The sequence below is a fragment of the Micromonospora orduensis genome (assembly GCF_006228125.1).
In the GTDB taxonomy this organism is placed as follows: domain Bacteria; phylum Actinomycetota; class Actinomycetes; order Mycobacteriales; family Micromonosporaceae; genus Micromonospora; species Micromonospora orduensis.
The window spans coordinates 31,410-57,685 of the sequence record NZ_VDFY01000200.1 but is presented as its reverse complement, the minus strand read 5'-3'; the positions used below and the strand labels follow the sequence as shown (position 1 = coordinate 57,685).

Genomic DNA, 26,276 nt, shown 5'->3' with positions numbered 1-26,276 from the left:
CCGCCCCGCCCGCCCGTGGGGGCGGGCGGGGAGAGGGTCAGACGCGGGTCGGGGACAGTCCGTAGGTCAGGGCGTCCACCAGGGCGTGCCAGCTGGCCTCCACCACGTTGGGGTGGACCCCCACCGTGGTCCAGTCCCGGCCGTCGCTGTCGGCGGTCTCCAGGAGGACCCGGGTGACCGCGCCGGTGCCGTGGCTGCCCTCCAGGATGCGCACCTTGTAGTCGGCCAGCTCGAAGTCGCGCAACTGCGGGTAGTGCCGGGCCAGCCCCACCCGCAGCGCCTCGTCGAGGGCGTTGACCGGGCCGTTGCCCTCGGCGGTGGCGATCACCCGCTCGCCGCGTACCCGGATCTTCACAGTGGCTTCGGAGACCACCGCGCCGTCCTCGCGGTGCTCGACGAGCACCCGGTACGACTCCAGGGCGAACGGGCGGGCCGGCCCGCCCTCGGGCAGCTCGGAGCGGACGAGCAGCTCGAACGACGCGTCGGCGGCCTCGAACGACCAACCGCCGGCCTCCAGCTCCTTGACCCGCCTGGTGACGGCGGTCAGTGCCTCCGGACGGCCGGCCAGGTCCAGGCCGAGTTCACGACTCTTGAGCTCGACGCTGGCCCGGCCGGCCATCTCGGTCACCAGGATCCGCATGTCGTTGCCCACCACCGACGGGTCCACGTGGTTGTAGAGCAACGGGTCGACCTTGATCGCGCTCGCGTGCAGCCCCGCCTTGTGGGCGAAGGCGGCGGCCCCGGCGTACGCCTGGTGGGTGTCGGGGGCGATGTTGGCGATCTCGGCGATGGCGTGCGAGACCCGCACCATCTGCGCCAGGCAGCCGTCGGGTAGGACGGGCATGCCCAGCTTGAGTTGGAGGTTGGCGACGACGGCGAAGATGTCCGCGTTGCCGGGACGTTCGCCGTACCCGTTGGCGGTGCCCTGGACGTGGCGCACACCGGCCTCGACGGCCGCGATCGTGTTGGCCACCGCGCAGGAGGTGTCGTTCTGCGCGTGCATACCGAGCAGCCCGGCGTCGATTCCGAGCTTGTCGGTGAGGTCGAGGATCGCGGCGGTCACCTGGGAGGGCAGCATGCCGCCGTTGGTGTCGCAGAGCACCATGCGTTCCGCGCCGGCGGCGAGCGCGGTCTGCACCACTGCGGCGCCGTACCCCGGGTCGTGCCGGTAGCCGTCGAAGAAGTGCTCGCCGTCGACGAAGACCCGACGGCCCTCGGCGACGAGGTGGCTGACGGTGTCGTGGATCATCGCCAGGTTCTCCGCGCCGGTGGTGCGCAGCGCACGTTCGACGTGCCGGATGTCGGCCTTGGCGACCAGGGCGATCGCCGGGGTCTGCGCGTCCAGCAGGCCGCGTACCTGGGGGTCGTCGGCGACGGCGACGCCTGCCTTGCGGGTGGCGCCGAAGGCCACGAGGACGGCGTGCCGCAGGCTCAGTTCGGTGCGCGCCCGGCGGAAGAACTCGGTGTCCTTGGGCACCGCGCCCGGCCAGCCGCCCTCGATGAAGCCGACACCGAACTCGTCGAGCAGCCGGGCCACCGCCAGCTTGTCGACCACCGAGTAGGTGAGCCCCTCACGCTGGGCGCCGTCGCGCAATGTCGTGTCGAAGACCTGGAACGTCATCAGGATCCTTTCTCGGAGCAACAAAAAGACCTCCCGCGGGTGCGGGAGGTCTGCGCGCTCGGCGGAGGGGAGAGCCGGCGCGCTAGGTCGCAATAATCAGGGCGGTGCTGGTCACGACCGTCACTCTGCCACTCCTGCCCCGTTTTTGGGAGGACCTATCCATATGACGGGATGGTGACACAGCGTGGCTCCGCGGGGCAGCTCCCCCGCCGGTGACCGGTCTCACCGCTCACCTGGCCACCCACGGTGGCACCATGCGTACGCGAGCCGCGATCGAGGAGGACCTGGTGCTCACTCCCAGCAACCGCGTTGGAGCCTGACCATGGGTCTGGACACGATCCGGGCGGCCCTGCCGGCGTACGCCGGGGACATCGCTCTCAACCTGGACTCCACCATCCGCGCCGCCACGCTGACGCCGGTACAGGCCTGGGGCACGGCGCTGGCCTGCGCGGTCGCCGCCCGCAACCCGGTGGTGCTGCGCGAGATCGCCGCCGAGGCGCTCGGTCACCTCGGGCCGGACGGTGTCGAGGCGGCCAAGGGCGCCGCCGCCGTCATGGCGATGACCAACACCTACTACCGGGCCAGGCACCTCATCGGCGACGAACGGTACGCCTCGATCCCCGCCCGGCTGCGGATGCGGATCGTCGCCAGGCCCGGGGTGGACAAGGGCGACTTCAAACTGTGGTGCCTCGCCGTGTCGGCGATCAACGGCTGCGGGATCTGCCTGGAGTCGCACGAGAAGACGCTGCGCGACAACGGCTTCACCCCCGAGCAGGTGAACGAGGCACTGCGGATCTCCGCCGTGGTGCACGCCGCCGCGGTCACGCTCGACGCCGAGGCCGCACTGGCCTGAGCCAGGTACGCCCCGACGCCACGGTGTCCCGTCGCCGTTTCCGGCCCCCGACGGCCGGGTAGCTCGTGCGGGGACGCACCGCACCCACCGCCGCCGAGCCGATCGGCGACAGTCAGGAGTGAACGGCATGGACAGGATCGACCCGCACGCCGCCCACGCCGGGCCGGACCCGCTGCGCGGCGGCGGCCAGGGCGCCGTGGCCGGCGGCGCGCCGGCCGGCACCTTCGACCCCTGGCGCTACCGGGACCAGGCCGAGGTGGCCGACGCCGACCTGGTCGGATACAAGGTCGAGGCCACCGACGGTGGAATCGGCAAGATCGACAGTGCCAGCCACGAGGTGGACGGCAGCTACCTCGTGGTGGACACCGGCCCGTGGATCTTCGGGAAGAAGGTGATGCTGCCGGCGGGCACGGTCAACCAGGTCGACCACGACCAGCGCACCGTCTCCGTGGACCGGACCCGCGACCAGATCAAGGCCGCCCCGGAGTACGACGAGACCAGCCACAGCGACCCGACCTACCGGGACCGCCTGGGCGGCTACTACGACGAGACGTACGGCGCGCTCCCGCCCGGAACGGCGCGCTGACGATCGGACCGACGGCCGGTGGGGGCAGACCCCACCGGCCGTTACCGTGTCAGCGTGGACGCCATCGACGAGAACCGACACATCCCGCTGCCCGCGACCTTCAACTTCCGCGACGTCGGCGGCTACGTCGGCCACGACGGCCGCGCCGTACGCCGGGGTCGGCTCTACCGCTCCGACTCCCTGCACCGCCTCGACGAGCAGGACCGCGACGCGTTCGCCGCGATCGGCGTGCGCACCGTCATCGACCTGCGCCGCCCCGCCGAGGTCGAACGCGACGGTCGGGTGCCGGCTTATCCGGGACTGACCTACCGGCACATCCACCCGGAGCACGCGGACTGGGCGGGTACGCCGCACGAGAAGGGCGCCGACCTGGCCCGCTATCTCGCGGACCGGTACGCCGACCTGGCGCAGACCGGCACCGCCGGCCTGGCCGAGGCGATCGGACTGATCGCGGACTCCGCGAACGCCCCGGTGGTGGTGCACTGCGTCGCGGGCAAGGACCGCACCGGCATCGTCTGCGCGTTGACGCTCTCGGTGCTGGGCGTGGACGACGCGGACGTCGTCGCGGACTACGCGCTCAGCACCGAGGCGTCGGCCCGGTTCAGTGCCTGGCTGGCCGCGACGATGCCGGACGCGGGCGAGGTGCCGGCCCCGTTCTTGGCCTCGCCCGCCGAGGCGATGCAGATGTTCCTCGACGAGCTGCGCGCGGGCCACGGCTCGGTGGAGGGATACCTGCGCCACGCCGGGGTGACCGACGAGCAGCTGGCCGCCCTGCGCGAGCACCTGCTCGACGAGGTCTAGCGCGCGCCACGCTGACCAGCCCGCTCCGACGGACGGGCCGGTCAGCGGTGGACGTCAGAGGACCTGGCGCACCCAGCCGTGCGGGTCGGCCGCCTTGCCCCGCTGGATGTCGACCAGCTGCTGGCGCAACGACGTGGTGACCCGGCCCGGCTCGCCACCGCCGACGAGGAACTCGCCGTCCGGGAAGCGCACCCCGCCGATCGGGGTGATCACCGCGGCCGTGCCGCAGGCGAAGACCTCGCGGAGCCGGCCGCTGGCCGCGTCGGCCTGCCAGTCGGCGAAGGAGACCGGCCGCTCCTCGACCCGGTGCCCGGCCTCGCCGGCCAACGTCATGACCGCGTCGCGGGTGATGCCCGGCAGGATCGTGCCGGTCAGCGGCGGGGTGACCACCGAGCCGTCGTCGTAGACGAAGAACACGTTCATCCCGCCCAGCTCGTCGACGAAGCGACGCTCCACCGCGTCCAGGAAGACGACCTGGTCGCACCCGGCCTCGATGGCCTCGGCCTGCGCGGCCAGGGACGCGGCGTAGTTGCCGCCGCACTTGGCGGCGCCGGTGCCCCCGGGCGCGGCGCGGGTGTAGTCCGGGGAGACCCAGACGGTGACCGGCTTGACCCCACCTGTGAAGTACGCCCCGACCGGCGACGCGATCACCATGTACAGGTACTCGTTGGCCGGGCGGACGCCGAGGAAGACCTCACTGGCGAACATGAACGGCCGCAGGTAGAGGCTGCCGTCCTCGCCGGTCGGGATCCACTCCCGGTCGATCTCGATGAGCTTGTGCAGCGAGTCGACGAAGACCTCCGGCGGCAGCACCGGCATCGCCATCCGCTGCGCCGACGTGGCGAACCGCGCGGCGTTGGCGTCCGGCCGGAACATGGTCACCCCACCGTCGGCCGTCCGGTACGCCTTCAGCCCTTCGAAGATCTCCTGCGCGTAGTGCAGGACCGCGCTCGCCGGGTCCATCGGGATCGGCCCCCGCGCCTCCACCCGGGCGTCGTACCAGCCCTTGCCGTCCGCGTACCGGACGGTGACCATGTGGTCGGTGAACACCCGGCCGAACCCGGGGTTGACCAGCAGGGCGGCCCGGTCGGCGGCGGATACCGGCGCGGGATTCGGACGGATCTCGAAGTCGAGCATGTCACCACCGCTCATCGCGCTGACCTCCCTGCGGGACAACGGCATGCGGGATCGCACACCGACATGGCTGTGCCAGAAACTTACCCCGAACGGTCGTTCAGCGGGTAGCGCCGCTCGGGGCGGGCGGAGTGCCCGGACAGGCGGAAACCGCCCCGGCGTTGGTGGGCCGGGGCGGTCAGGCTACGGCGTGGGCGACGAGCCGGTCGCCGACCTCGGCCGTCCGCAGTGCCACACCAGGCGTCCGGCCGGCCAGTTCGGCGGCGACCGCCGCGTTGACCCGGGTGGCGGCCTCGGCGTGCCCGAGCTGCTCCAGCAGCAACGCGACCGAGAGCACCGCGGCGACCGGGTCGGCGACGCCCTGGCCGGCGATGTCCGGCGCGGAGCCGTGCACCGGCTCGAACATCGAGGGGTACGCCCCCTCGGGGTTGATGCAGCCGCTCGCGGCCAGCCCGATACCGCCGGTGACGGCGGCGGCGATGTCGGTGAGGATGTCGCCGAAGAGGTTGTCGGTGACCACCACGTCGTAGCGCTGCGGCTGGGTGACCAGGAACATCGCGGCCGCGTCGACGTGCTGGTACTCGGTGGCGACGTCCGGGTGCTCGGCGGCGACCGCGTCGAAGGCGCGCGCCCACAGCGACCCGGCGTGGGTGAGCACGTTGGTCTTGTGCACCAGCGTGACCTTGCGGCGCTCCCGGCGACCGGCTCGGGCGAACGCGTCACGGATCACCCGCTCCACGCCGTGCCGGGTGTTGAGGCTCTCCTCGGTGGCGACCTCGGCCGGGGTGTCGCGGTGCAGCGAACCACCCGCGCCGGCGTACAGCCCCTCGGTGCCCTCGCGGACCACGACCAGGTCGACCTCACCGGGCTTGACGTTGCCGAGCGGGCCGGCGACGCCGGGCCAGAGCCGGGAGGGGCGCAGGTTGACGTACTGGTCGAAGGCGAACCGGAGCTTGAGCAGCAGCCCGCGCTCCAGCACACCGGGCGGAACCGTCGGGTCACCGACCGCGCCGAGCAGGATCGCGTCGTGCCCGGCCAGCTCGGCCAGGACCGAGTCGGGCAGCACCTCTCCGGTACGGTGCCAGCGGGCCGCGCCGAGGTCGTACTCGGTGGCCTGCACGCCGGGCAGCACCGCGTCGAGGACCCTGCGGGCCTGCGCGACAACCTCAGGCCCGATGCCGTCCCCGGCCACCACCGCGATGCGCGCCACGGCCAACTCCCCACGTTTCGACTACCCGTCCGGCCACGGTACGTCCCCGTCCCGCCTCCCGGTACGAAGGTTCCACCATCTGGGAAGCTCGGATCCACAGCACCCTCTCAGCGAAGACTCATCGAGCGATCATCTCCGCTGCCTAGGGTGAGGGTCTGCGGGTCACGGGGGCCCGCGACGGGCGGCGCGACGACGCGGCGCCAACTGCGAGGGGGCAGATGCGATGCGCATCGACGAGCAGCCGCGTACCCGCTGGCCGGACCCGTCAGCGTTCCGCAACCGTCGACCGGATTTCCGGCTCGGCGGCCGGCGGCACCGGGTCGACCCGGCCGGCGCCGCCCACGGCCGGATCGCCGTGCGGCACACCGTCCGCACCGGCACCGCCGAGTACACCCTGATCCTCAACGCCCCCGAGTGGCTCGGCCGCCGGGGTGTCGGCGATGCCCTGCGGGACAGCGTCGCCGAGCTGCGCGCCATCGACCTCACCTACGGCCCGAACCGGCCGGAGAGCCTGGTCTCCCGGCTGCGCCGACGTGAGATCAGCCCCGACTCGTACCCCCCGCTGGCCGACCTGGTGGACCGCTGCGCGGCGATGCGCGCCGCCACCGACGGATGGTTCGACGCCTGGGCGGTGCCGGGTGGCTTCGATCCGGGTGGCCTGCTCAACGGCTGGGCCGTGGAACGCGCCGCCGAGCGACTACGCGCCGCCGGCGTCCACGACTACGCCGTGCTCACCGGCGCCGACCTGGTGGTCCGCGGCCACGCCCCGCACGGCGGACCGTGGCGGGTCGCCGTACACCACCCGACCGCGCCCGAACGCGCGCCGCTGGTGCTGGAGATGACCGCCGGCGCGGTCGGCACCTCCGGGGTGACCGGACGGCAGGGGCACGTGGTGGACCCGCACACCGGAGAGCCGGCCGACCACCTCGTCGCCGCGACAGTCGTCGGCCCCGACCTGACAGTTGCCGACGCCTACGCCACCGCGCTGTACGCCGCCGGCACCACCGGCCTGGCCTGGTTCCGGGGAAACTCCGACTACCGGGCGCTCTTCGCCCACCGGCGCTGAGCGGAACGTCGCCCCACCGCGTCGTCTCCCCGCGGCGCTCCGGCCCGATTCGCACCTCGGCCGCCCCTCGGACGGCCGGCCGGGCCTGCGATCGGCCCCCACAGCCTCGGCAACGGCCGTGGGGGCCGGTCAGCGACGAGTGCGCGTGGCTCGCACAATCGAGGGGTGCGGACCGGTCGGGCCGGACGTCGACCGCGCCACCCGAAGACGGGCCGGCGCCGCGAACTCGGCCAGTGACCGCAGTCGTACGCTAGCGAATCGACGCAACTCGACGCAAGAGTCTCCACAGCGGACCGTCCCGGGCGGACCGTGGCGGATCAGCGATCGGCCTGCGGCGAGGCAGTTTCGACATGGTGAACGCCGGATGGCACGCTGTCCGCCGTGAGTTTCGATCTGAGTGTGTGGGCCCTGGACGACGGGGCGACGCCCGAGGACGTGCGGGCAGCGGTCGACGGTTGCCGGCAGGGGCGGCACGTGGACCGTTACCCGGACGCGCGAGTCGTCGCCTTCTACCGGGCGATCACCGCCTCCTACCCGGACCGGCACCCCGGCCCGGACAGCCCGTGGGCACGGGCGCCACTGCACGCCGCCCACGACCACGTCGAGCTGAACCTGCACCCGACCTGCCCGGATCAGGTGCTGCTGGACATCGAACGGCTGGCCGGCGAACACGGGCTGATGCTCTTCGACCCGCAGGACGGCTCGGTCTACCCGCCTCCGGCGCGGATGCCCGGCTGACCCGGCCCGGGCGGCGGGACACCCACCCCGGGTACGACGAAGGGGCCCAGCGGATCGCCGGGCCCCCCGTGGTGCTGCCGTGACTACTCGTCGCGCAGGTCGGCGGCGCTGGCCGCCGTCGCGCCGATCGACTCGGCCGCCGAGGTGAGCAGGTCGGCGCCGAGCGCCTGGTCGACGGTGAGCGTCATGAGCGTCTCGCCGCCCGCCTCGCGCCGGGCCACCTGCATGGCGGCGATGTTGATGCCCGACTCACCGAGCAGGGTGCCGACGACGCCGACGACGCCCGGCCGGTCGGCATAGCGGAGGAAGAGCAGGATGCCCTCCGCGCCGATCTCCACGTCGAAGCCGTCCACCTCGGTCAGCTTGAGCACGTCGCGGGCGCCTGAGTGGGTGACCGTGCCGGAGACGCTTACCGTCCGGCCGTCCGGCAGCGCCCCGCGCACGGTGACCAGGGTGGGCTGCTCCACCGTCTCGGCCAGGCTGGACAGGGTGACCTCGACGCCACGCTCGGCGGCCAGGTGCGGCGCGTTGACGTAGGTGACCTGCTCCTCGACCACGGAGCTGAACAGGCCCTTCGTCGCGGCGAGCTTGAGCACCGACACGTCGTGCGCGACGATCTCGCCGCGAACCTCGACGGTGACGCTCGCGGCGACGCCGCCGGCGACAGCGGTGAACGCCCGGCCGAGCTTCTCGGCCAACGGCAGCAGCGGCCGCACGTCCTCGGCGACCACGCCGCCGACCTGCACGTTGACGGCGTCCGGAACGAACTCGCCCTGCAACGCCAGCTTCACGCTCCTGGCCACCGCCAGGCCGGCCTTGTCCTGCGCCTCGTGCGTGGAGGCACCCAGGTGCGGGGTGGCCACCACGTTGTCGAAGGCGAACAGCGGCGAGGACGTGCAGGGCTCCTTGCTGTACACGTCCACGCCCGCGCCGGCGACCCGGCCCTCGGCGATGGCGTCGGCGAGGGCCTGCTCGTCGACGAGGCCACCGCGGGCGGCGTTGACGATGCGGACGCCCGGCTTGACGATCGCCAGTTCCTTCTCACCGATCAGGCCCACCGTCTCGGGGGTCTTCGGCAGGTGGATCGAGATGAAGTCGCTCTCGCGCAGCAGCTCGTCCAGGCCGACCAGGCGGACGCCGAGCTGCGCGGCCCGCGCCGGCTGGATGTACGGGTCGTACGCGATCAGCCGGGTGCCGAACGCGGCGATGCGCTGGGCGAAGAGCACGCCGATGCGGCCGAGCCCGACCACGCCTACGGTCTTGCCCTGCACCTCGACGCCTGTGTACCTGGACCGCTTCCACTCCCCCGCCTTCAGCGCGGCGCTGGCGCTCGCGGTGTTGCGGGCCACCGCGAGCAGCAGCGCGACGGCCTGCTCGGCGGCGGAGACGATGTTCGAGGTGGGCGCGTTGACGACCATGACGCCCCGGGCGGTGGCAGCCGGCACCTCGACATTGTCCAGCCCGACGCCCGCCCGGGCGACCACCTTGAGTCGCGGCGCGGCGGCGACCGCCTCGGCGTCGATCTGGGTCGCGCTGCGCACGATGACGGCGTCGGCCTCGGCGAGCGCGGAGAGCAGGGCCGGACGGTCGGTGCCGTCGACGTGACGGACGTCGAAGTCGTGGGCGAGCACCTCGATGGCGGCGGGGGCGAGTTCTTCGGCGATCAGTACGACAGGATTCATCGGTCCTCGTAGACGTCGTGTTTGCGATCGGCTCGGCGGCAGGGCGCCGCACTGCGCCCTGCGCTGGTCCGTGCCGTGGCCGTCAGGTGCCGGCTCAGCGCACCTACCCGCGATCGTAGGGGCTCGCTGGTCGGCGTGTTCCGGTCCGTGGGGTGAGTGCCCTCACACGCCGGGTCGGACGGCGGACATCACCCGTTCACCTGACCGACATGGTTGGCCCCGGCGGGCGCGGCACCGCGCGAGGCGTTTGTCACCCGGTCCCACGAGGTGGGCACGCGGGTGGTGGTGGAAGCCGGACGGCCCCGGGCGGCACTGGGGAGAGCGCCGGCCCGGGGCCGTGGGGAAACGCCGTGGTCCGGGCGGGCCGGACGGTCAGGCGGTCTCGGTGATCGGGCGGTCCACCCAGCTCATCATGCCGCGCAGCTTGCGGCCGGTCTCCTCGATCGGGTGCGCCGCACCCTCGGCCTGCCACTTGGTGAAGTTGGGCCGGCCCGCCTCGTCCTCGGCGACCCACTCGCGGGCGAACTCGCCGGACTGGATCTCGCCGAGGATCTTGCGCATCTCCTCCTTGACCCGGGCGTCGATGATCCGCGGGCCGCGGGAGAGGTCGCCGTACTCGGCGGTGTCGGAGATGCTGTACCGCATCTTGGCGATGCCGCCCTCGTACATCAGGTCGACGATCAGCTTCAGCTCGTGCAGGCACTCGAAGTAGGCCACCTCGGGGGCGTAGCCCGCCTCGGTGAGCACCTCGAAACCGGTCTGCACCAGCGCCGCAGCGCCACCGCAGAGCACCGCCTGCTCGCCGAAGAGGTCGGTCTCGGTCTCCTCGGTGAAGGTGGTCCGGATCGCACCGGCACGGGTGCCGCCGATCCCCTTGGCGTACGCCAGGGCCAGGGCGAGGGCGTTGCCGCTGGCGTCCTGCTCGACGGCGACGAGACAGGGCACGCCCTTGCCGTCGGCGTACTGGCGGCGGACCAGGTGGCCGGGGCCCTTCGGGGCGACCATCGCCACGTCCACCTCGGCCGGCGGCTTGATGAGGCCGTAGCGGATGTTGAAGCCGTGGCCGAAGAAGAGCGCCTTGCCCGGGGCGAGGTGCGGCTCGATCGACTCGGCGTAGAGCTTGCGCTGGGCGGTGTCCGGTGCGAGCACCATGATCACATCGGCCTCGGCGGCGGCCTGCGCCGGCGTGGCCACCCGCAGGCCCTGCTCCTCGGCCTTGGGGCGGCTCTTGGAGCCCTCCGGCAGACCGATCACCACGTCGACGCCGGAGTCCCGCAGCGACAGCGCGTGGGCGTGACCCTGGCTGCCGTAGCCGATCACCGCGACCTTCTTGGCCTGGATCAGGCCGAGGTCGGCATCGTCGTCGTAGTACACCTCAACGCTCATGAGACTTCCCTTTCGTACGACGGCCTCGGTGGCCCGTCGTGGTCTGTTCGGATGGGTCAGGCGGCCCGCAGCGCGGGACCGGCGGTGATCGAACGCGAGCCGCGCCCGATCGCCACCAGCCCGGACTGGACCATTTCCTTGATGCCGAAGGGCTCGAGGTCGCGCAGCAGCGCGTCGAGCTTGTCCGGGGTGCCGGTGGCCTCGATGGTCAGCGTGTCCGGGGCGACGTCGACCACCCGGGCGCGGAACAGGTTGACCGTCTCCAACACCTGGGTCCGCGCGGACCGGTCGGCGCGGACCTTCACCAGCAGCAACTCCCGGGCCACCGAGACCTGCGGGTCCAACTCAACGATCTTCAGTACGTTGACCAGCTTGTTGAGCTGCTTGGTGACCTGTTCCAGGGGGGACGACTCGGCGTTGACCACGATGGTGATCCGGGAGACGTCCGGGTTCTCGGTCTCGCCGACGGCGAGGCTGTCGATGTTGAACCCGCGCCGGGAGAAGAGGCCGGAGACCCGGGCGAGAACGCCTGGCTTGTTCTCCACCAGCACGGACAAAGTGTGCATCGTCATCAGATGTCATCCTCGTCGAAGACCGGGCGGACGCCGCGGGCGAACATGATCTCGTCGTTGCTGGTGCCGGCGGCGACCATCGGCCAGACCATGGCGTCCTTGCCGACCACGAAGTCGATCACCACGGGGGCGTCGTTGATCTCCATGGCGGCGGCGATGGTCTTGTCCACGTCGGCGGCGTTCTCGCAGCGCAGCCCCACGCACCCCAACGCCTCGGCGAGCTTGACGAAGTCGGGGATGCGGTGTTTGTGGGTGCCCAGCTCGGTGTTGGAGTACCGCTCGTCGTAGAACAGCGTCTGCCACTGCCGGACCATGCCGAGGTTGCCGTTGTTGATCACAGCGATCTTGACCGGGATGCCCTCCAACGCGCAGGTGGCCAACTCCTGGTTGGTCATCTGGAAGCACCCGTCCCCGTCGACCGCCCACACCACCGTGTCCGGCTTGCCGACCTTGGCGCCCATCGCCGCCGGCACCGCGTAGCCCATCGTGCCGAGACCGCCGGAATTCAACCAGGTGTACGGCTTCTCGTAGGAGATGAACTGCGACGCCCACATCTGGTGCTGGCCAACCCCGGCCACGAAGATCGCGTCCGAGCCGACGATCTCGCCCAGCCGCTTGATGACGTACTGCGGGGAGAGCGTGCCGTCGGCCGGCTCCTCGTAGCCCAGCGGGTAGCGGTTGCGCAGGTCGTCGAGCTGCGTCCACCAGTCACCGAGGTCGGTGCCGCGCCCCGCCGACCGTTCGACGGTGACCGCGGCGATCAGCTCGTCGATGACGTGCCTGGCGTCGCCCACGATCGGGACGTCCGCGTGCCGGTTCTTGCCGATCTCCGCCGGGTCGATGTCCGCGTGCACCACCGTCGCGTCCGGGGCGAACGAGTCCAGCTTGCCGGTGACCCGGTCGTCGAAGCGCGCGCCCAGCGCGACGATCAGATCCGCCTTCTGCAGGCCGTAGTTCGCGGCGACCGTGCCGTGCATGCCGGGCATCCCCAGGTGCTGCTGATGCGAGTCGGGGAACGCGCCGAGCGCCATCAGCGTGGTGACGACCGGAATGCCGGTCAGCTCGGCCAGCCGGCGCAGCCCGTCGGTGGCACCGGCCTTGAGCACCCCGCCGCCGACGTAGAGCACCGGCCGGCGGGCGGCGGCCATCAGCCGGGCCGCCTCCCGGATCTGCTTGCCGTGCGGGTGCAGGGTGGGCCGGTAACCGGGCAGATCGAGGGTGGGTGGCCAGGTGAAGGTCGTCGGCGCCTGGAGCACGTCCTTGGGGATGTCGACAAGCACCGGGCCGGGCCGGCCGGTGCTGGCCAGATGGAACGCCTCGGCCAGCACCTGCGGGATCTCCTCGGCGGTCTGCACGAGGAAGTTGTGCTTCGTGATCGGCAGGGTGATGCCCTGGATGTCCGCCTCCTGGAAGGCGTCCGTGCCGATCGACGCACGGGCCACCTGGCCGGTGATCGCCACCATCGCCACCGAGTCCATGTACGCGTCGGCGATCGGCGTGACCAGGTTCGTCGCGCCCGGGCCGGAGGTCGCGATGCACACGCCGACCTTGCCGGTGGCCTGCGCGTACCCGGTCGCCGCGTGCCCCGCGCCCTGCTCGTGCCGGACCAGGATGTGCCGGACGCTGGAGTCGTAGAGCGGGTCGTACGCCGGCAGGATCGCGCCACCCGGAATGCCGAAGACGACATCGACGCCGAGCGCCTCAAGGGACCGCACCAGCGAGCCGGCGCCGGACACCTGGGCCGGAGCTGTGGGGCGTACCGCCGGGGTGGCCGGGCTGGCCGGGGTACGCGCGGCGGCCTGGTCGACGTCGGCGGCCGGCTCGGCGGCCGCGCGGGCCCGCCGGGCGGTGTGGGCGAGGGTCTCGGGCGTGGGTCTCGTCATGGTGGGTCTGGCCTTCGGCTGGAGCGGCTGGGGCTTGTTCAGCGATGCGAGGCGGGCGGTGGGCCCGTCGCGACAGGTTCCGACGGCAATAAAAACGGCCCTCGTGCAGATGCACGGGGCCAGCGCACTCTCGATGGAGGAGAGTGCGCTCAGGTAAGTACTCGCAGCGACCGGTACGACGACATGCGGCTAAGCCTGACGCATCTCACGCGATGAGTCAACTGATCCCACATGTTGGTTAACGGAGGATGGCGCGTCGGCCGGCGACGCGCCATCACCAGCCGGTTTGGCCTGCCCGGACCCGCCGGAGACCCGGCGTGGCGTGGGCAGCGGAGCGGGACGCGCACCCGGCGACGTCGCCGCCTCCAACATCGCCTCCAGGTGCTCCGCCGGCACCCCCCAGCCGAAGAGCGCGCCCTGACCGAACCGGCAACCGGCGGCCACCACCGCGGCCAACTCGGTAGGCGTGGTCACCCCCTCGGCGATCACCTCGAGCCCCAGCTGGTGGCCCAGCCGCATCACGATGTCGACCATCGGCGCGAACGCCGGACCGTCCTGGCCGACCGGGCGGACCGGCTCGTGCTCGGCCACCAGGCTGTGGTCGATCTTCAGGATGTCGATCGGCAGGCGACGCAGCTGACCCAGCGAGGAGTAGCCGGCGCCGAAGTCGTCCAACGCGATCCGCACACCGGTCAGCCGCAACGCGGTCAGCCGTCGGATCAGCTCGTCCAGGTCGGTGGCGACCGCGTGCTCGGTGACCTCCAGGACCAGCCGCTGCGGCGGCACGTGGTGGGCGCGCAGCGCCTCGGCGACCTGCACCACGTACTCCGGAGCGTGCAGCTCGCGCGGGGACACGTTCACCGACACCCACACGTCGTGCCCGTCGGCCAGCCAACGGGAGAGCTGGTAGCAGGCCTGGTGCAGCACCCACGCGCCGAGCGTGGAGATCATCCCGCACTCCTCGGCGAGGGGGATGAACTCGTCCGGGCGCACGTTGCCCAGCTCCGGATGGTGCCAACGCAGCAGCGCCTCGGCGCCGACCGGACGCACCGACGGCAGCGACGCCACCGGCTGGAAGGCCAACCGCAGCTCGTCGCGGTCGATCGCGCCGCGCAGCTCGTGCTCCAGCGTCGTCCGCCGACGCAGCAGCTGGTCGTAGGTGGCGTCGTAGCGCTCGATCCGGTTCTTGCCGCGCTGCTTGGCGTACCGCAGCGCCAGGTCGGCGTGGCGCAGCAGCAGCTCCACGTCCGGCTCGTCGGCCCAACCGGCCACCCCGATGCTCACCGACAGGAAGACCGGCCCCTCCGGCTGGTCGTACGGCCGGTTGACCACTCCGAGCAGCCGCTCGGCGACCCGGTCCGCGTCGGCCGGCCGGCCCTGCATGAGGACGGCGAACTCGTCGCCGCCGAGCCGGGCCGCCACGTCGCCGGGGCGCAGGTTGCCGCGCAGCCGACGGCCCACCTCGGCCAGCACGGCGTCGCCGACGTCGTGGCCGCGCATGTCGTTGACGTGCTTGAAACCGTCCAGATCCAGGCCGAGCAGGACGCACGGGGTGCCCGCCGCCGCGCTGTCGTGCAACGCGCGCAGCAGCCCGCGCCGGTTGGCCAACGAGGTCAGCGGGTCGGTGTGCGCCAGCTCGCGGAAGTGCGCCTCGCGCTCGGCCAGCCGGTCGGCGTAGTCCCGGACGTCCTTGAGCGTCAGGTACTGACGGGCCACCAGAGCGAAGCCCTCCACGCTGCCGGCCACGATGCCCGCCGCCGTGAACCGGCCGTCCTGCAGCAGGTGGTACATCGCCGAGGCGGCCATCGCCAGCATCGGGGCGAGTGCGTACTCCCCGTCGCGACCGATCAGGTCCAGCTCGACCTGCCCCGGCCGGTCGGCCCGGTGCACGGCGAGCGCGACGCTCAGCAGGCCGGCGGCGAGCACCGCCCCGCCGGTCAGCGCCAGCACCGGCCCGGCCTGGCAGAGCCCCGCGCTCAGGCCCAGACCGCCGCAGCTCACCGCGCTGATGCCGGCGCCGAGCACGGCCAGCCGCCGACGTGGCGCGGCGGCCCGGAAGACGATGATCACGGCGAGCCCGGCGCCGATCGCGGCGCTCACCGTGGCGAGCAGGATCGCCGGGCAGGCCATCGGGGTGGCGTCGCCGAGCAGTCGGGTGGGCTCGGAGAAGAGCACCCAGCCGACGAACCACAACGCGGCCGCCATGGTCAGGCCGTCCAGGGCGAGCCGGGCGGTCCCCGCGGCGGTGGCTGCCACCCCGGGCAGCCGGAGCAGACCGGCCGCGAACGCCAACCCGCTCACCGCCGTGCCGATCGCCACGATGGTGGCCCAGCCGGTGCGCTGCCCCTGCTCGTGGGCCCAGTGGTCGTTCGCGGCGAGCGCCGCCCCGACGCCGACCACGAGGCTGGACAGGGAGATCCCGGCGGCCACCGCGAGGAGCACGTGCGCCGGCCGGCGCGGCCCGCTACGGCGCCGGGCCACCACGGCAAGCAGGGCGGCGGCCACCGCGGCGACGAGGCCGCTCAGCGCCGCGACCGCGACCATGCCCGGGGGGAGATGCACGTCCTCCAGAGTGCCGGATGAGCGCTCGCCATGGGGGACCAGGTGTGCATCTGTTGGGACACGGCACACACGGCCGATGGCGGGCGCCGTGGCGGTGTCATGCTGATAGACATGCCTGAGCTGCGGTCGAAGACCTCCACGCACGGTCGGACGATGGCCGGCGCCCGGGCCCTCTGGCGGGCCACCGGGATGACCGACGACGATTTCGGCAAGCCGATCGTCGCCATCGCCAACAGTTTCACCCAGTTCGTCCCTGGTCACGTACACCTCAAGGACATGGGTGGCCTGGTCGCCGACGCGGTCGCCGAGGCCGGCGGCGTCGGTCGGGAGTTCAACACCATCGCCGTCGACGACGGCATCGCGATGGGCCACGGCGGGATGCTCTACTCGCTGCCCAGCCGCGAGCTGATCGCCGACGCGGTGGAGTACATGGTCAACGCGCACTGCGCGGACGCCCTGGTCTGCATCTCGAACTGCGACAAGATCACCCCGGGGATGCTGCTGGCCGCGCTGCGGCTCAACATCCCGACCGTCTTCGTCTCCGGCGGCCCGATGGAGGCCGGCAAGACGATGGCGATCGAGGGTGTCGTGCACAGCAAGATCGACCTGATCGACGCGATGATCGCCTCCTCCAACGAGTCGGTCACCGACGAGCAGCTCGGCGAGATCGAACGCTCCGCCTGCCCGACCTGCGGCTCCTGCTCCGGCATGTTCACCGCCAACTCGATGAACTGCCTCACCGAGGCCATCGGCCTTGCGCTGCCCGGCAACGGTTCGACGCTTGCCACCCACGCCGCGCGCAGGTCGCTCTTCGTCGAGGCCGGCCGCACCGTCGTGGAGATCGCCAAGCGGTGGTACGACGGCGACGACGCCTCGGTCCTGCCCCGCACGGTCGCCTCGAAGGCCGCGTTCGAGAACGCCGTGGCCCTCGACGTGGCGATGGGCGGCTCCACCAACACGGTGCTGCACCTGCTCGCCGCCGCCCGCGAGGCGGAACTGGACTTCGGCGTCGCCGACATCGACGCGATCTCCCGGCGGGTGCCCTGCCTGGCCAAGGTCGCGCCGAACTCGCCGAACTACCACATGGAGGACGTGCACCGGGCCGGCGGCATCCCGGCCATCCTCGGCGAACTGGACCGGGCCGGGCAGCTCAACCGGGACGTGCACGCCGTGCACTCCCCCTCGCTGGCGCAGTGGCTGACCGACTGGGACGTGCGCGGCGGCTCACCCACGCCGACCGCGGTCGAGCTGTTCCACGCCGCACCCGGCGGGGTGCGCACCGTCGAGCCCTTCTCCACCACCAACCGCTGGTCGTCCCTGGACACCGACGCGGCCGGCGGCTGCATCCGCGACCGCGAACACGCGTACTCCGCCGACGGCGGCCTCGCCATCCTGCACGGCAACCTGGCCCCGGAAGGCTGCGTCGTGAAGACCGCCGGCGTTCCGGAGGAGTGCCTGACCTTCCGCGGCCCCGCGAAGGTGTACGAGTCGCAGGACGACGCGGTGACCGCGATCCTCGCCAAGGAGATCGTCGCCGGTGACGTCGTGGTGATCCGCTACGAGGGCCCGAAGGGTGGCCCCGGCATGCAGGAGATGCTCTACCCCACCTCTTTCCTCAAGGGTCGGGGGCTGGGCCGCTCCTGCGCGCTGCTCACCGACGGCCGCTTCTCCGGCGGCACGTCCGGCCTCTCCATCGGGCACGCCTCCCCGGAGGCCGCCTCCGGTGGGCTGATCGCCCTCGTCCGCGAGGGCGACGAGATCGTCATCGACATCCCGGGCCGGTCGATCTCGCTCAACGTCCCGGAGGACGAACTGGAGGCGCGACGGGTGGCCGAGGAGAAGCGCGACAAGCCGTACACCCCGGTTGATCGGCAGCGACCGGTGTCGGCGGCGCTGCGCGCGTACGCCTCGATGGCCACCTCGGCCAGCGACGGCGCCTACCGCCGCGTCCCGGAGTAGGGGCGCGAGGCCGCCGCACGCGAGATCACGATATCGGGGTATCCCGTCGACCGGGATACCCCGATATCAGCGAACTCGTGTCGATCACCGCTGCCCGACAGTCCTCAGGTCAACGGGAGATCGCGCAGGTCAGGGCCGTCGGCGAGGAGGCGTACGCCGTCGTCGTCGTGTCGGTGCACGGCGCAGCCGGCGCGGGTGAAGCGGACGGTGACCGCCTGCCCCGCGTGCCGGGAGGCGAGCCGCAGCAGATCCGGCTCGGGGTCGACGACGAGATCGCGCGGCCCCGACCACGGCACTGGGATCGGTGTCGCCGGGTCGGTCGGGGCGGCCCCGGCGACGGCGTCGGACAGGCACTCGACGCACCAGGCGAGGGCGGCAGCCAGGCTCGGCCGGTAGGGGAAGTCGTCGGGGCTCACGGCTGCGTCCCGGGGCTTTATCTCGACGGACCAGCGCAGCCCGTCGGCCAGCAGCGGGTCGCCGGCGTTGTGCCGCAGGTCGCAGACGGCCACCACGAGGGCCAGGTCGAGGCCGAGGGCGAGCCGCAGCAGCTCGACCAGCGGCGGCGCGTCGGGAGGCGCCGCCACCACGATCAGCCGGCCGGCGGCGGCGCCCCGCCCGGCAGCGCGCACGTGCTCCCCCACCGGGTCGGAGCCGGCCCAGGGCAGGGTGACGTACCCGTCGCGTAGGTCCCGGTCGAGGTCGTGCCCGCCGTCGGCGTCGCGGAGGTCCTCGGGCCGCGCGCCGAGGACGGCGGTCCAGGAGCCGAGCCGGTAGCGGTCGCAGGCGCGCAGCCGGCTTCCGGGCCGGCAGTCCGGGCAGGGCCGCCAGTCGACCAACTCGCCCAACCAGGACGCTTCGGGTGGCTCGTAGCCGCGGGTCACCGGCACCCGCACACGCCGGACCACCTGGCCGGTGGGCTGCTCCGCGAGGATCTCCGCCGGCTCGCCGGCGCGCAGCGTGGTGTGCCACCAGCGGCCGTCGCGCCAGAGGGCCTGCGCCCCAGGCAGCTCCTCGCCGTGAGCCGCGTCGACGCAGTCGGCGAGCACGCGGCGTTCGAGCTGGTCGACGTCCACGACGGGGGCGGCGGGCGGGCGCGGCGAGTCGGGGCGCAGCAGCCGGGCGGGAGCGGTCAGGCCGCGCTCGGCAAGGCCGCTGAGCGCCTTGGCCACGTCGGTGCAGGCCAACACCTCCGGCAGGTCCCGACACCAGCCGGGCGGCCCGAGCGGTACCGGGGAGCCGGGCACCTCGTACCGAATGGACCAGCAAAACCCCGCGCCCTGCCGACGGGCCTCGACCACCAGGTCGAGCAGCAGCAGGTCGGCCAACGCGCACAGCCGGGCCAGTCGGGCGGCCGGGTCGACAGTCGCCGGGGCGGTGGATCGGCCCAGCACCAGCCGCCAGGGAGCGTGATCGGCCCGCAGGATGGCGTGGGCCTCCAGCTCGCGCCGCTGCGCTGCGGGCAGGTCGGGTCGCCACTGCCGGTCCAGCCACAGCGAAGGCATGTCGGCCTCGTCCAGAACCGCGCCGACAGTGGCTGCGAGTTCGCGTACCCGGGAAGCAAGCTCGACCACCCAGTGGCCCGCCGGGTCGCGGTGGGGGCCGAGGCCGCCGGGCACGACCTGGTGCGACGCGACCGCGCCGGTGTCCAGGTTGGCGACGGTGACCACGAGCTGCGCCCGCCGCCGGCCGCGTCGACCGCAGCGATAACAGGGGTACGCGATGCTGCCCGCGCCGCGACACTGCTCGCAGCTCCGGTACGCCTCCCGGCGCGGCCCGAGCACGTCGGCGTCGGCGAGGAACCGGTCACCGTAGGTGGTGCACCGGCACGGTTCCAGCATGAAGGTCGTCCCGTCGCAGTCGGGGCAGACGACGACGGGCGCGGCGGTCACCGACACCGCCGGGCCGCGCAGTCACCGTCGTGTTCCACCCGCCGCACGCACCGCCGGCCGCCGTCGAGCGGAAGGTCGCAGAAGACCCGATGGCGTACGCCCTGAGCGTCCTCGGCCGAAACGGTGGTCTCGCCGGCGTCCACCTCGGACAGGAAGGTCAGCGATCGGGCCAGGGTGCCGGCGAAGTGCTGGGCGGCCGGCAGGTCGGCGGCGGTGAACGGCAGGTGCGCCACCCACCGGGCGCTCATCGGCGGGCCGCCAGGTCCTCGCGGGCCCGCTGGGACTGCCAGCACTTCAGCGCATCCTTGATCCGCTCGGTCTCCCGCCGGCTGCTGCCCAGCGCCGCGTACACCTCGGCCAGATCGTCAGCGACCTGGTCGAGGAACTCGGCGACCTCCACGGCCTCCACGCCACGCCGGCCACGGCGGGTGAACCGGCGCCCGCGGACCTGCCAGGGCTTCAGGGGTACGTAGTTGGCCGCCCGATAGGACACCGGCCGGGGTGGCTCGGCCCGGAGGTGACGGAGAAACGCGCGCACGAAGCAGCACCACCCTTCCTCGTATGTGATCGACATTCGCCGGCGCGGGAATTGCGCGTCCATCGGCGTTGTCGGACCAATCTTGTAAGGTCGGAATCACCATCGCAATGAATGTCGACTCACACTGTTCCGCTATTTGTGGGCAACATTCCCCTGTTGCAGAACGGCTGTCGGGATGTTGCAAAACTCAACAGGAAGGAGAGCCGGGTGGCCGATGACATGGGCTCGACGGTGCCCCGACGCCAGCTCGGCAGGGCGCTGCGTGACCTGCGCACCGAGGCGGGAGCGACCCTCGACGCGGTCGCCGAAGCGCTGGAGTGCAGCCGCCAGAAGGTGTGGCGGATCGAGAGCGGGCTCGGCTCGGTGCGCGGCGTCGACGTCCGAGCGATGTGCGAGCTGTACGGGGCGACGGGCGAGCTGACCCGGGCGCTGACCTCCCTGGCCGGCGAGACGAGGGCCAAAGGATGGTGGCACGCGTACGGCGACGCGGTCCCCGAATGGTTCGAGCTGTACGTCGGCCTCGAATCCGCCGCCTCCCATCTGCGCTTCTTCAACGAAGCAATGGTTCCGGGTCTCCTACAACATCGGGGTTACGCACTGGGCGTCTACCAACACCGAGCGGAGGTGAGCGACGAAGAGCGGGAGTGCCTGGTGCAGGTCCGCCTGCAACGCCAAGCCCTGCTGAGACGCCGCCTGCCTCCACCTCCGAAGCTGGACGTGATCCTCTCCGAGGCCGCCCTCCTGCGGACAGTCGGCAGCCCCGAGACGATGACGGATCAGCTCAATCACCTGCTGCTGTTAGGGGACACAGCGACCAACTCGATCCGAATCCTGCCGCTCACTGCCGGCCTGCACCGTGGCGTCGAGGCGGGATCCTTCGTGATGCTCGACTTCCCGTTGGGCAACCGGGCCCTTCCGGAGCCTTCGGTGATCTACTGCGAGTCCTGGACGGGCGCTCTCTATCTTGATCGTCCGGAGGAGTTCGCCGCCTACGAGCAGGCCTGGTCAAGCCTGGATCAGCTTGCCCTCGATGAAGGACAATCAAGGCACCTGATCAACAAGATCATCGGGGAGGTCCACCATGGTTGATCTGACCGGCGCCCACTGGCGCAAGAGCACTCGCAGTGGCAGCAACGGCGGGGAGTGTGTCGAGGTTGCCGACAATTTGCCCGGCATCGTCGCTGTCCGCGACAGCAAGGACCCGCACGGCCCGGCTCTCACCTTCTCCCCCACCGCCTGGGCAAACTTCGTGTGCTCGACCCGCATTTCCCGCTGAGGCATCGGTGGGTGTTTCGGGGGCTCCTGGGACACCCACCCGCCCAGGGCGTCGGCGCGCCACCACCTGATCCCACAGAAGGAGCAGCAGCAGTCAGCTACCGGACAGGACCACCCATCAGGGGCCGAACCGGTGACGTCCGCATCTCTGTCCGACAGGCCCGGCTCAACCGCGGCGGGTCCCCCGGCAACCGACCGGCCAACTCCTTGGGTCGTGGGTGCCTCAGTCAATCACCCACCAGGGCAGGCCGCAGTGTGATGCCCCAGCAAGGGCCAGCAGGACCGACGGTTCGCAGCCGCCGGGAGGGACGACCCGGGCGTGCCCTGCGCCGCCAGCGGCAAGGCTTGCCTGCGTCGGCCCTTTGCGCCGCCTTCTCGTGGTTTACTCGCAGAGATGTACTTGTAACCGCCCACGAGCTAGGGGCACGCGGCCAATGCTGCTGAGTTTTCGCTTCGCCAACCATCGTTCGTTTCGCGACGAGCATCAGCTGAACCTGACGCCCGTCTACGGCGACGGGGCCGAGCCCGACGAGCCGGCTCCGCAGGCGGTCCAGGTCGTCGGCATCTTCGGAGCCAACGCGTCGGGCAAGTCGAACTGCCTGGGCGCGCTGGCGTACATGCGGCATATGGTCGTGGAGTCCGACCGGGCGGTCGAGCCCGGTGTGGGCCTGTCCCGGGAGCCGTTCCGGTTGGATCCGGAGGTCGCCACTCAGCCATCGCGCTATGTCGTCGACCTCCTGCTCGGCGGGTTCAGACACACCTATGGCTTCACGATCGACGACGACCGGGTGTTGGAGGAGTGGCTCTACCACTATCCGCTCGGGCGCCGGCGGCGCGTGTTCGAGCGCGACGGCGATGTCTTCAACTGGGGCGAGGAGTCGGGACGACGCAGCGACCTGGAGCAGATTGCCGGGATTACCGCGCCAACAGCCCTATTTCTCAGCACTGTCGCGCGTTTTGGCCAGAGCCGCCCCCAACCGGATCCGGCAAACCCACAGCCGTTGCACGACACCTACCGGTGGTTCTACCTAACGGGCCAACGGACCGACCCGACATCTGGGTTGTCCGCCCTCGTCCGCATTGGCCAGTCGGATACTGAGGAGGTACGCCGGCTGGTGGTTGACCTGTTGCAGGCCGCCGATGTCGGGATCGTCGACGTCGTGATCGCCTCTGATTCGGCTGATGATCAGGCTGTCTGGTCCGACCTGCCAGCCAGGAGGTTGAGCGACCGGTTGAAGAAAGCCGTCGCGGCTATCCGGCCCTCGCCACGCGTCCAGTTCGCCCATCGGGGTCCGCACGGCACCGCACTTCTAGACCTGCAGGACCAGTCGACCGGCACACGGCAACTACTGACGCTGGGCCTGCATGCCGCAGCGATGCTGCGTAGCGGCACCACAATGCTGATCGACGAGATCGATGCGAGCTTGCACCCGATCCTGACCGCCAAGCTCATCAGCCTGTTCCGCAGCCCGGCCGCGAACCCCCTTGGCGGCCAACTCATTTTCACCAGCCACGATGCCGCTCTGCTCGGCACCCTCGACGCTGAGGAGATCCTCCGCCGCGACGAGATCTGGTTCGTGGAGAAGGACGACGAGGGCGCTTCCTCGCTGTACCCGCTGACCGATTTCAAGCCTCGGAAAGAAGGCGAGAATCGTCAGCGCCGTTACTTGAACGGCAACTACGGGGCAATTCCCAACCTGTCCACCGGTCTGTTCGAGCAGGCCCTTGCCACCCGTGGAGGCTCGGATGACACCCCGGCAGGGTGATCGGCGTGCCTCGGGCCCGATACGGTCCGGCCGTGGCCGCGAGACCGACCTCCGGCGACGCGCATCGACCCGGGAGCAGCGGACAACCGTGCTGATCGCCACCAACGGTGAATCCACGGAACGGGACTACTTCAACGGCCTCAAGCAGGAGGCGTGGGTGCGCCCCCGGGTGGTCGTCGTGGTAGAACGCGGCTCGCCGGTCAACGGCGTACGAGGTGCGGCGCGGCGCCGCCAGCGCGACGACTTCGACGAGGCATGGGCCGTCTGCGATGTCGACGACTTCGCCACTGAGCCGGCGACCCGCGAATCTGCCGCTATCGACGTCAATCTGGCCTGGTCCAATCCCTGCTTCGAGGTGTGGCTACTGCTCCACTACGGCAACTGCACCCGGTTCGTGGAGAACGCCAAGCGAGCCCGCGACCTGCTACGGGAGCACATCCCCTCCTGGGACAAGACCAGGCTCGACTTCGGCAACTTCCGCGACCGGATTGAGGACGCCTGCCGGCGGGCTGATCGACTCGGCCCGCCCCCGGAGGGCAATCCGTCCACCTCCATCGGGCAGATCATCGCCGCTCTTCGTTGAGGCGCCACATCTGACCCTCCGTTGGATCGGTGGGCGTGCGGGCTTACATACGCTTCAGACCCACCGTCCTAGCCGGTGGCGCACTTCCTGACAGCTATCTCCGGCCGATCGGGCCGATCGCCGCGGAGAGAGCAGCCGCACGGGCGTGCCGGATCGCGGCCGGTGTGTCGGTGAAGACCAGCCCTTCGCGGCGCAGGTCGTCAGCCACCCCCAGGGTGGCTAGTACCTGGTCGTGGGCGGGGGTGATGCCGGAGAGCAGGACGGTGATCCCGCGTCCGCGTAGCCGTCGGATCGCGTCGCCGAGGACGTGCGCGCCGGTGGCGTCCATGGTGGTCACGCGGGACATCCGCAGGATGACCACGCGAACGTCGGCGACCTCGGACAGTTCGAGCAGGAACGTGTGGGCGGCGGCGAAGAAGAGCGGCCCGTCCAGCCGGTACGCGACGATGTGTTCGGTGAGCAGCGCGTACTCCTCGGCGCTGTGTTCACCGGGGTCGAGGGGCACCTGTTCCAGCCGGGCGCTGCGGGCCACGGCGCGCAGGGCGAGCACCACGGCGACGCCGACGCCGACCGCCACGGCGGTGACGAGATCCCAGATCACCGTGACGGCGAAGGTGAGTACGAGCACGACCGCGTCGCCTCGGGTGGCCCGGGCCAGCGCCCACAGTGAGCCGGCCTCCACCATGCGGGCTGTGGTGGCCAGCAGTACCCCGGCCAGAGCGGCGAGCGGGATCCGTCCGACCAACGGCGCGGCAGCCAGCACGATCCCGGCGAGGGCGACCGCGTGGGTGAGAGCCGCCAGCTTCGAGGCCGCCCCGGCGCGGACGTTGACCGCCGTACGGGCGATGGCGGCGGTCGCCGGGATGCCGCCGAAGAGCGGGGCGGCGAGGTTGGCGAGGCCCTGACCGAACAGTTCCCGGTCCGGGTCGTGTCGCTCACCGACGGTCATGCCGTCGGCGACGGTGGCGGACAGCAGGCTCTCCAGGGCGGCGAGCGCGGCGACGGCGAGCGCGCTGGGCAGCAGCACGCCGAGCGCGCCGAGGTCGAGGAAGCCGAGCGAGGGCGCGGGCAGGCCCTGCGGTAACGCGCCGATCCGCACCAGGTCGACCGGGGCAAGCTCGGCGAGGACGGTGGCAGCCGCCACGCCGAGCAGTGAGAACGGCAGGCCGGGCCGCCACCGGGCGCCCAGCAGCATCAGGGCCGCGACGGCGAGGGCCACCGCGAGCGCGGCCGGCTTCGGGTGTACGACGAAACGGGCGACCGCGTCGGCGGCGACGGCCCAGACCTTCTCCCCGTGCGCGTCGGTGACGCCGAGCGCGGCGGGCACCTGTTGCAGGGCGATGACCACGGCGATGCCGGTGGTGAAGCCCTCCAGCACCGGGGTGGGCAGGTAGCGGACGTACCGGCCCAGGCGGGCCACTGCGAGCGCGATCAGCACCAGGCCGGCCATCGCCCCGACCATGAGCACGCCGGTGGCTCCGAACTGCTGCACCACCGGCACCAGCACCACGGTCATCGCCCCGGTCGGCCCGGACACCTGGAGGTTGGAGCCACCGAAGACGGCGGCCACCGCGCCGGCGATCACGGCGGTGATCAGCCCGGCCTGGGCACCCAGCCCCGAGGTGACGCCGAACGCCAGCGCCAGGGGCAGCGCCACCACCGCCACGGTGAGCCCGGCCAGCAGGTCGCGGCGCGGTGAGCGGTGGACGGCCGCCCAGTCGGCCCGGCCGGGCAGCAGCCCGAGGATCCGCTCGCGGGCCGCCAGTACGGCGGCGCTCACCGGTCGCCGCTCGTGGCGCGCAGCTCGTCGAGGAGGGCGTCCCGGTCGGTCAGGACGGCGCCGAGGATCCGTCGACCGGCGGCCAGCAGGTCGGCCACGTCGGGGGTGCTGAGCGCGTACATGACGAGGGGGCCGTCGCGATGTGAGGTGACCATTCCGGCGCGGCGCAGCACGGCTAGCTGCTGGGAAAGGTTCGACGCCTCGACCTCGATCGCGGCGAGCAGGTCGCGGACCGGCTTCGGGCCGTCCTGGAGAAGCTCCAGCACCCGGATGCGCACCGGATGCCCGAGGGTGCGGAAAAGCTCGGCCTTCGCCTGGTACAGCGGCACCGACATGAGCATCCCTCCCGATCGACACGAAGACTTTAACACTTGAACAAGTCTTCAACTTGG

Annotated in this window: 23 protein-coding genes; 10 read left to right on the top strand and 13 right to left on the bottom strand. The window is 71.7% G+C overall.

What is annotated here, in order from left to right:
* Positions 1-37 precede the first annotated feature (37 nt).
* Positions 38-1,621 (bottom strand): citramalate synthase, encoded by a 1,584-nt coding sequence (gene cimA / locus FHG89_RS23100; RefSeq protein ID WP_139586504.1) that lies wholly within the window; start codon positions 1,619-1,621, stop codon positions 38-40.
* A 322-nt stretch (positions 1,622-1,943) separates the two neighbouring features.
* Here cimA and ahpD point away from each other — a divergent pair, with 322 nt between their 5' ends.
* The 3 genes from ahpD to FHG89_RS23085 all read left to right on the top strand — a co-directional run bounded on the left by ahpD (position 1,944) and on the right by FHG89_RS23085 (position 3,861).
* Positions 1,944-2,474 carry an alkylhydroperoxidase, AhpD family gene (gene ahpD, locus FHG89_RS23095; RefSeq protein ID WP_139586503.1) on the top strand — a complete coding sequence of 177 codons (531 nt, stop codon included), beginning with the start codon at positions 1,944-1,946 and terminating at the stop codon, positions 2,472-2,474.
* Positions 2,475-2,601: 127 nt separating this feature from the next.
* Entirely contained in the window at positions 2,602-3,060 is a 459-nt protein-coding gene (locus tag FHG89_RS23090) for a PRC-barrel domain containing protein (RefSeq protein WP_139586502.1), read from the top strand.
* 18 nt (positions 3,061-3,078) lie between these two features.
* The gene (locus FHG89_RS23085; protein WP_208761070.1) at positions 3,079-3,861 is read left to right on the top strand and encodes a tyrosine-protein phosphatase; all 783 of its coding nucleotides are present in this window, start codon (positions 3,079-3,081) and stop codon (positions 3,859-3,861) included.
* A gap of 54 nt (positions 3,862-3,915) precedes the next feature.
* On the opposite strand, the gene FHG89_RS23080 is transcribed toward FHG89_RS23085, so the two are convergent.
* Positions 3,916-5,013 carry a branched-chain amino acid aminotransferase gene (locus FHG89_RS23080; RefSeq protein WP_139586500.1) on the bottom strand — a complete coding sequence of 366 codons (1,098 nt, stop codon included), beginning with the start codon at positions 5,011-5,013 and terminating at the stop codon, positions 3,916-3,918.
* 160 nt (positions 5,014-5,173) lie between these two features.
* Positions 5,174-6,205 carry a 3-isopropylmalate dehydrogenase gene (locus tag FHG89_RS23075; RefSeq protein WP_139586499.1) on the bottom strand — a complete coding sequence of 344 codons (1,032 nt, stop codon included), beginning with the start codon at positions 6,203-6,205 and terminating at the stop codon, positions 5,174-5,176.
* Between the two features lie 223 nt (positions 6,206-6,428).
* On the opposite strand from FHG89_RS23075, the gene FHG89_RS23070 reads away from it, so the two are divergent.
* Together FHG89_RS23070 and FHG89_RS23065 are read left to right on the top strand one after the other, a co-directional pair.
* Entirely contained in the window at positions 6,429-7,271 is an 843-nt protein-coding gene (locus tag FHG89_RS23070) for an FAD:protein FMN transferase (RefSeq protein WP_139586498.1), read from the top strand.
* A 381-nt stretch (positions 7,272-7,652) separates the two neighbouring features.
* Positions 7,653-8,009, top strand: a complete 357-nt coding sequence (locus tag FHG89_RS23065) for a hypothetical protein (protein WP_139586497.1) — start codon at positions 7,653-7,655, stop codon at positions 8,007-8,009.
* An 83-nt stretch (positions 8,010-8,092) separates the two neighbouring features.
* On the opposite strand, the gene serA is transcribed toward FHG89_RS23065, so the two are convergent.
* The 5 genes from serA to FHG89_RS23040 all read right to left on the bottom strand — a co-directional run bounded on the left by serA (position 8,093) and on the right by FHG89_RS23040 (position 16,076).
* The gene (gene serA / locus FHG89_RS23060; protein WP_139586496.1) at positions 8,093-9,691 is read right to left on the bottom strand and encodes a phosphoglycerate dehydrogenase; all 1,599 of its coding nucleotides are present in this window, start codon (positions 9,689-9,691) and stop codon (positions 8,093-8,095) included.
* 372 nt (positions 9,692-10,063) lie between these two features.
* Positions 10,064-11,077, bottom strand: coding sequence for a ketol-acid reductoisomerase (gene ilvC / locus FHG89_RS23055; protein WP_139586495.1), 1,014 nt, complete (start codon positions 11,075-11,077; stop codon positions 10,064-10,066).
* A 56-nt stretch (positions 11,078-11,133) separates the two neighbouring features.
* A complete protein-coding gene (ilvN, locus tag FHG89_RS23050; RefSeq protein WP_089017348.1) occupies positions 11,134-11,649 on the bottom strand; it encodes an acetolactate synthase small subunit in 516 nt (171 codons plus the stop codon).
* Positions 11,649-13,532 carry an acetolactate synthase large subunit gene (locus FHG89_RS23045; RefSeq protein ID WP_139586494.1) on the bottom strand — a complete coding sequence of 628 codons (1,884 nt, stop codon included), beginning with the start codon at positions 13,530-13,532 and terminating at the stop codon, positions 11,649-11,651. The genes ilvN and FHG89_RS23045 overlap by 1 nt, the downstream gene beginning before the upstream one ends.
* 189 nt (positions 13,533-13,721) lie before the next feature.
* Complete coding sequence (locus FHG89_RS23040; protein ID WP_425280207.1) at positions 13,722-16,076, bottom strand: putative bifunctional diguanylate cyclase/phosphodiesterase; 2,355 nt, start codon at positions 16,074-16,076, stop codon at positions 13,722-13,724.
* A 129-nt stretch (positions 16,077-16,205) separates the two neighbouring features.
* Between FHG89_RS23040 and ilvD the strand changes: the two genes are divergently transcribed.
* Positions 16,206-18,053, top strand: coding sequence for a dihydroxy-acid dehydratase (gene ilvD, locus FHG89_RS23035; RefSeq protein ID WP_139586492.1), 1,848 nt, complete (start codon positions 16,206-16,208; stop codon positions 18,051-18,053).
* 104 nt (positions 18,054-18,157) lie between these two features.
* Here the strand turns inward: ilvD and FHG89_RS23030 are convergent, their stop codons facing one another.
* Genes FHG89_RS23030 through FHG89_RS23020 form a run of 3 tightly spaced genes read right to left on the bottom strand, consistent with a single transcriptional unit; the run spans position 18,158 to position 20,480 of the window.
* The gene (locus FHG89_RS23030) at positions 18,158-19,942 is read right to left on the bottom strand and encodes a hypothetical protein (RefSeq protein WP_139586491.1); all 1,785 of its coding nucleotides are present in this window, start codon (positions 19,940-19,942) and stop codon (positions 18,158-18,160) included.
* Positions 19,939-20,190, bottom strand: coding sequence for a hypothetical protein (locus tag FHG89_RS23025; protein ID WP_139586490.1), 252 nt, complete (start codon positions 20,188-20,190; stop codon positions 19,939-19,941). The genes FHG89_RS23030 and FHG89_RS23025 overlap by 4 nt, the downstream gene beginning before the upstream one ends.
* The gene (locus FHG89_RS23020; RefSeq protein ID WP_244295734.1) at positions 20,187-20,480 is read right to left on the bottom strand and encodes a DivIVA domain-containing protein; all 294 of its coding nucleotides are present in this window, start codon (positions 20,478-20,480) and stop codon (positions 20,187-20,189) included. Before FHG89_RS23020 ends, FHG89_RS23025 begins: the two co-directional genes overlap by 4 nt.
* Before the next feature lie 207 nt (positions 20,481-20,687).
* Here FHG89_RS23020 and FHG89_RS23015 point away from each other — a divergent pair, with 207 nt between their 5' ends.
* From FHG89_RS23015 to FHG89_RS23000, 4 genes are all read left to right on the top strand, one after another.
* Positions 20,688-21,569 carry a helix-turn-helix domain-containing protein gene (locus FHG89_RS23015; RefSeq protein ID WP_139586507.1) on the top strand — a complete coding sequence of 294 codons (882 nt, stop codon included), beginning with the start codon at positions 20,688-20,690 and terminating at the stop codon, positions 21,567-21,569.
* Positions 21,562-21,756 (top strand): DUF397 domain-containing protein, encoded by a 195-nt coding sequence (locus FHG89_RS23010; protein WP_139586488.1) that lies wholly within the window; start codon positions 21,562-21,564, stop codon positions 21,754-21,756. The genes FHG89_RS23015 and FHG89_RS23010 overlap by 8 nt, the downstream gene beginning before the upstream one ends.
* A gap of 433 nt (positions 21,757-22,189) precedes the next feature.
* Entirely contained in the window at positions 22,190-23,521 is a 1,332-nt protein-coding gene (locus FHG89_RS23005) for an AAA family ATPase (protein WP_139586487.1), read from the top strand.
* An 88-nt stretch (positions 23,522-23,609) separates the two neighbouring features.
* On the top strand, positions 23,610-24,104 hold the full coding sequence (locus tag FHG89_RS23000) for an RloB family protein (protein WP_167517502.1): 495 nt from the start codon (positions 23,610-23,612) through the stop codon (positions 24,102-24,104).
* Positions 24,105-24,198: 94 nt separating this feature from the next.
* Here the strand turns inward: FHG89_RS23000 and FHG89_RS22995 are convergent, their stop codons facing one another.
* Both FHG89_RS22995 and FHG89_RS22990 read right to left on the bottom strand, forming a co-directional pair.
* A complete protein-coding gene (locus tag FHG89_RS22995; protein WP_139586485.1) occupies positions 24,199-25,884 on the bottom strand; it encodes a SulP family inorganic anion transporter in 1,686 nt (561 codons plus the stop codon).
* Positions 25,881-26,219 (bottom strand): ArsR/SmtB family transcription factor, encoded by a 339-nt coding sequence (locus tag FHG89_RS22990; protein ID WP_139586484.1) that lies wholly within the window; start codon positions 26,217-26,219, stop codon positions 25,881-25,883. The genes FHG89_RS22995 and FHG89_RS22990 overlap by 4 nt, the downstream gene beginning before the upstream one ends.
* Between the last annotated feature and the right edge of the window lie 57 nt (positions 26,220-26,276).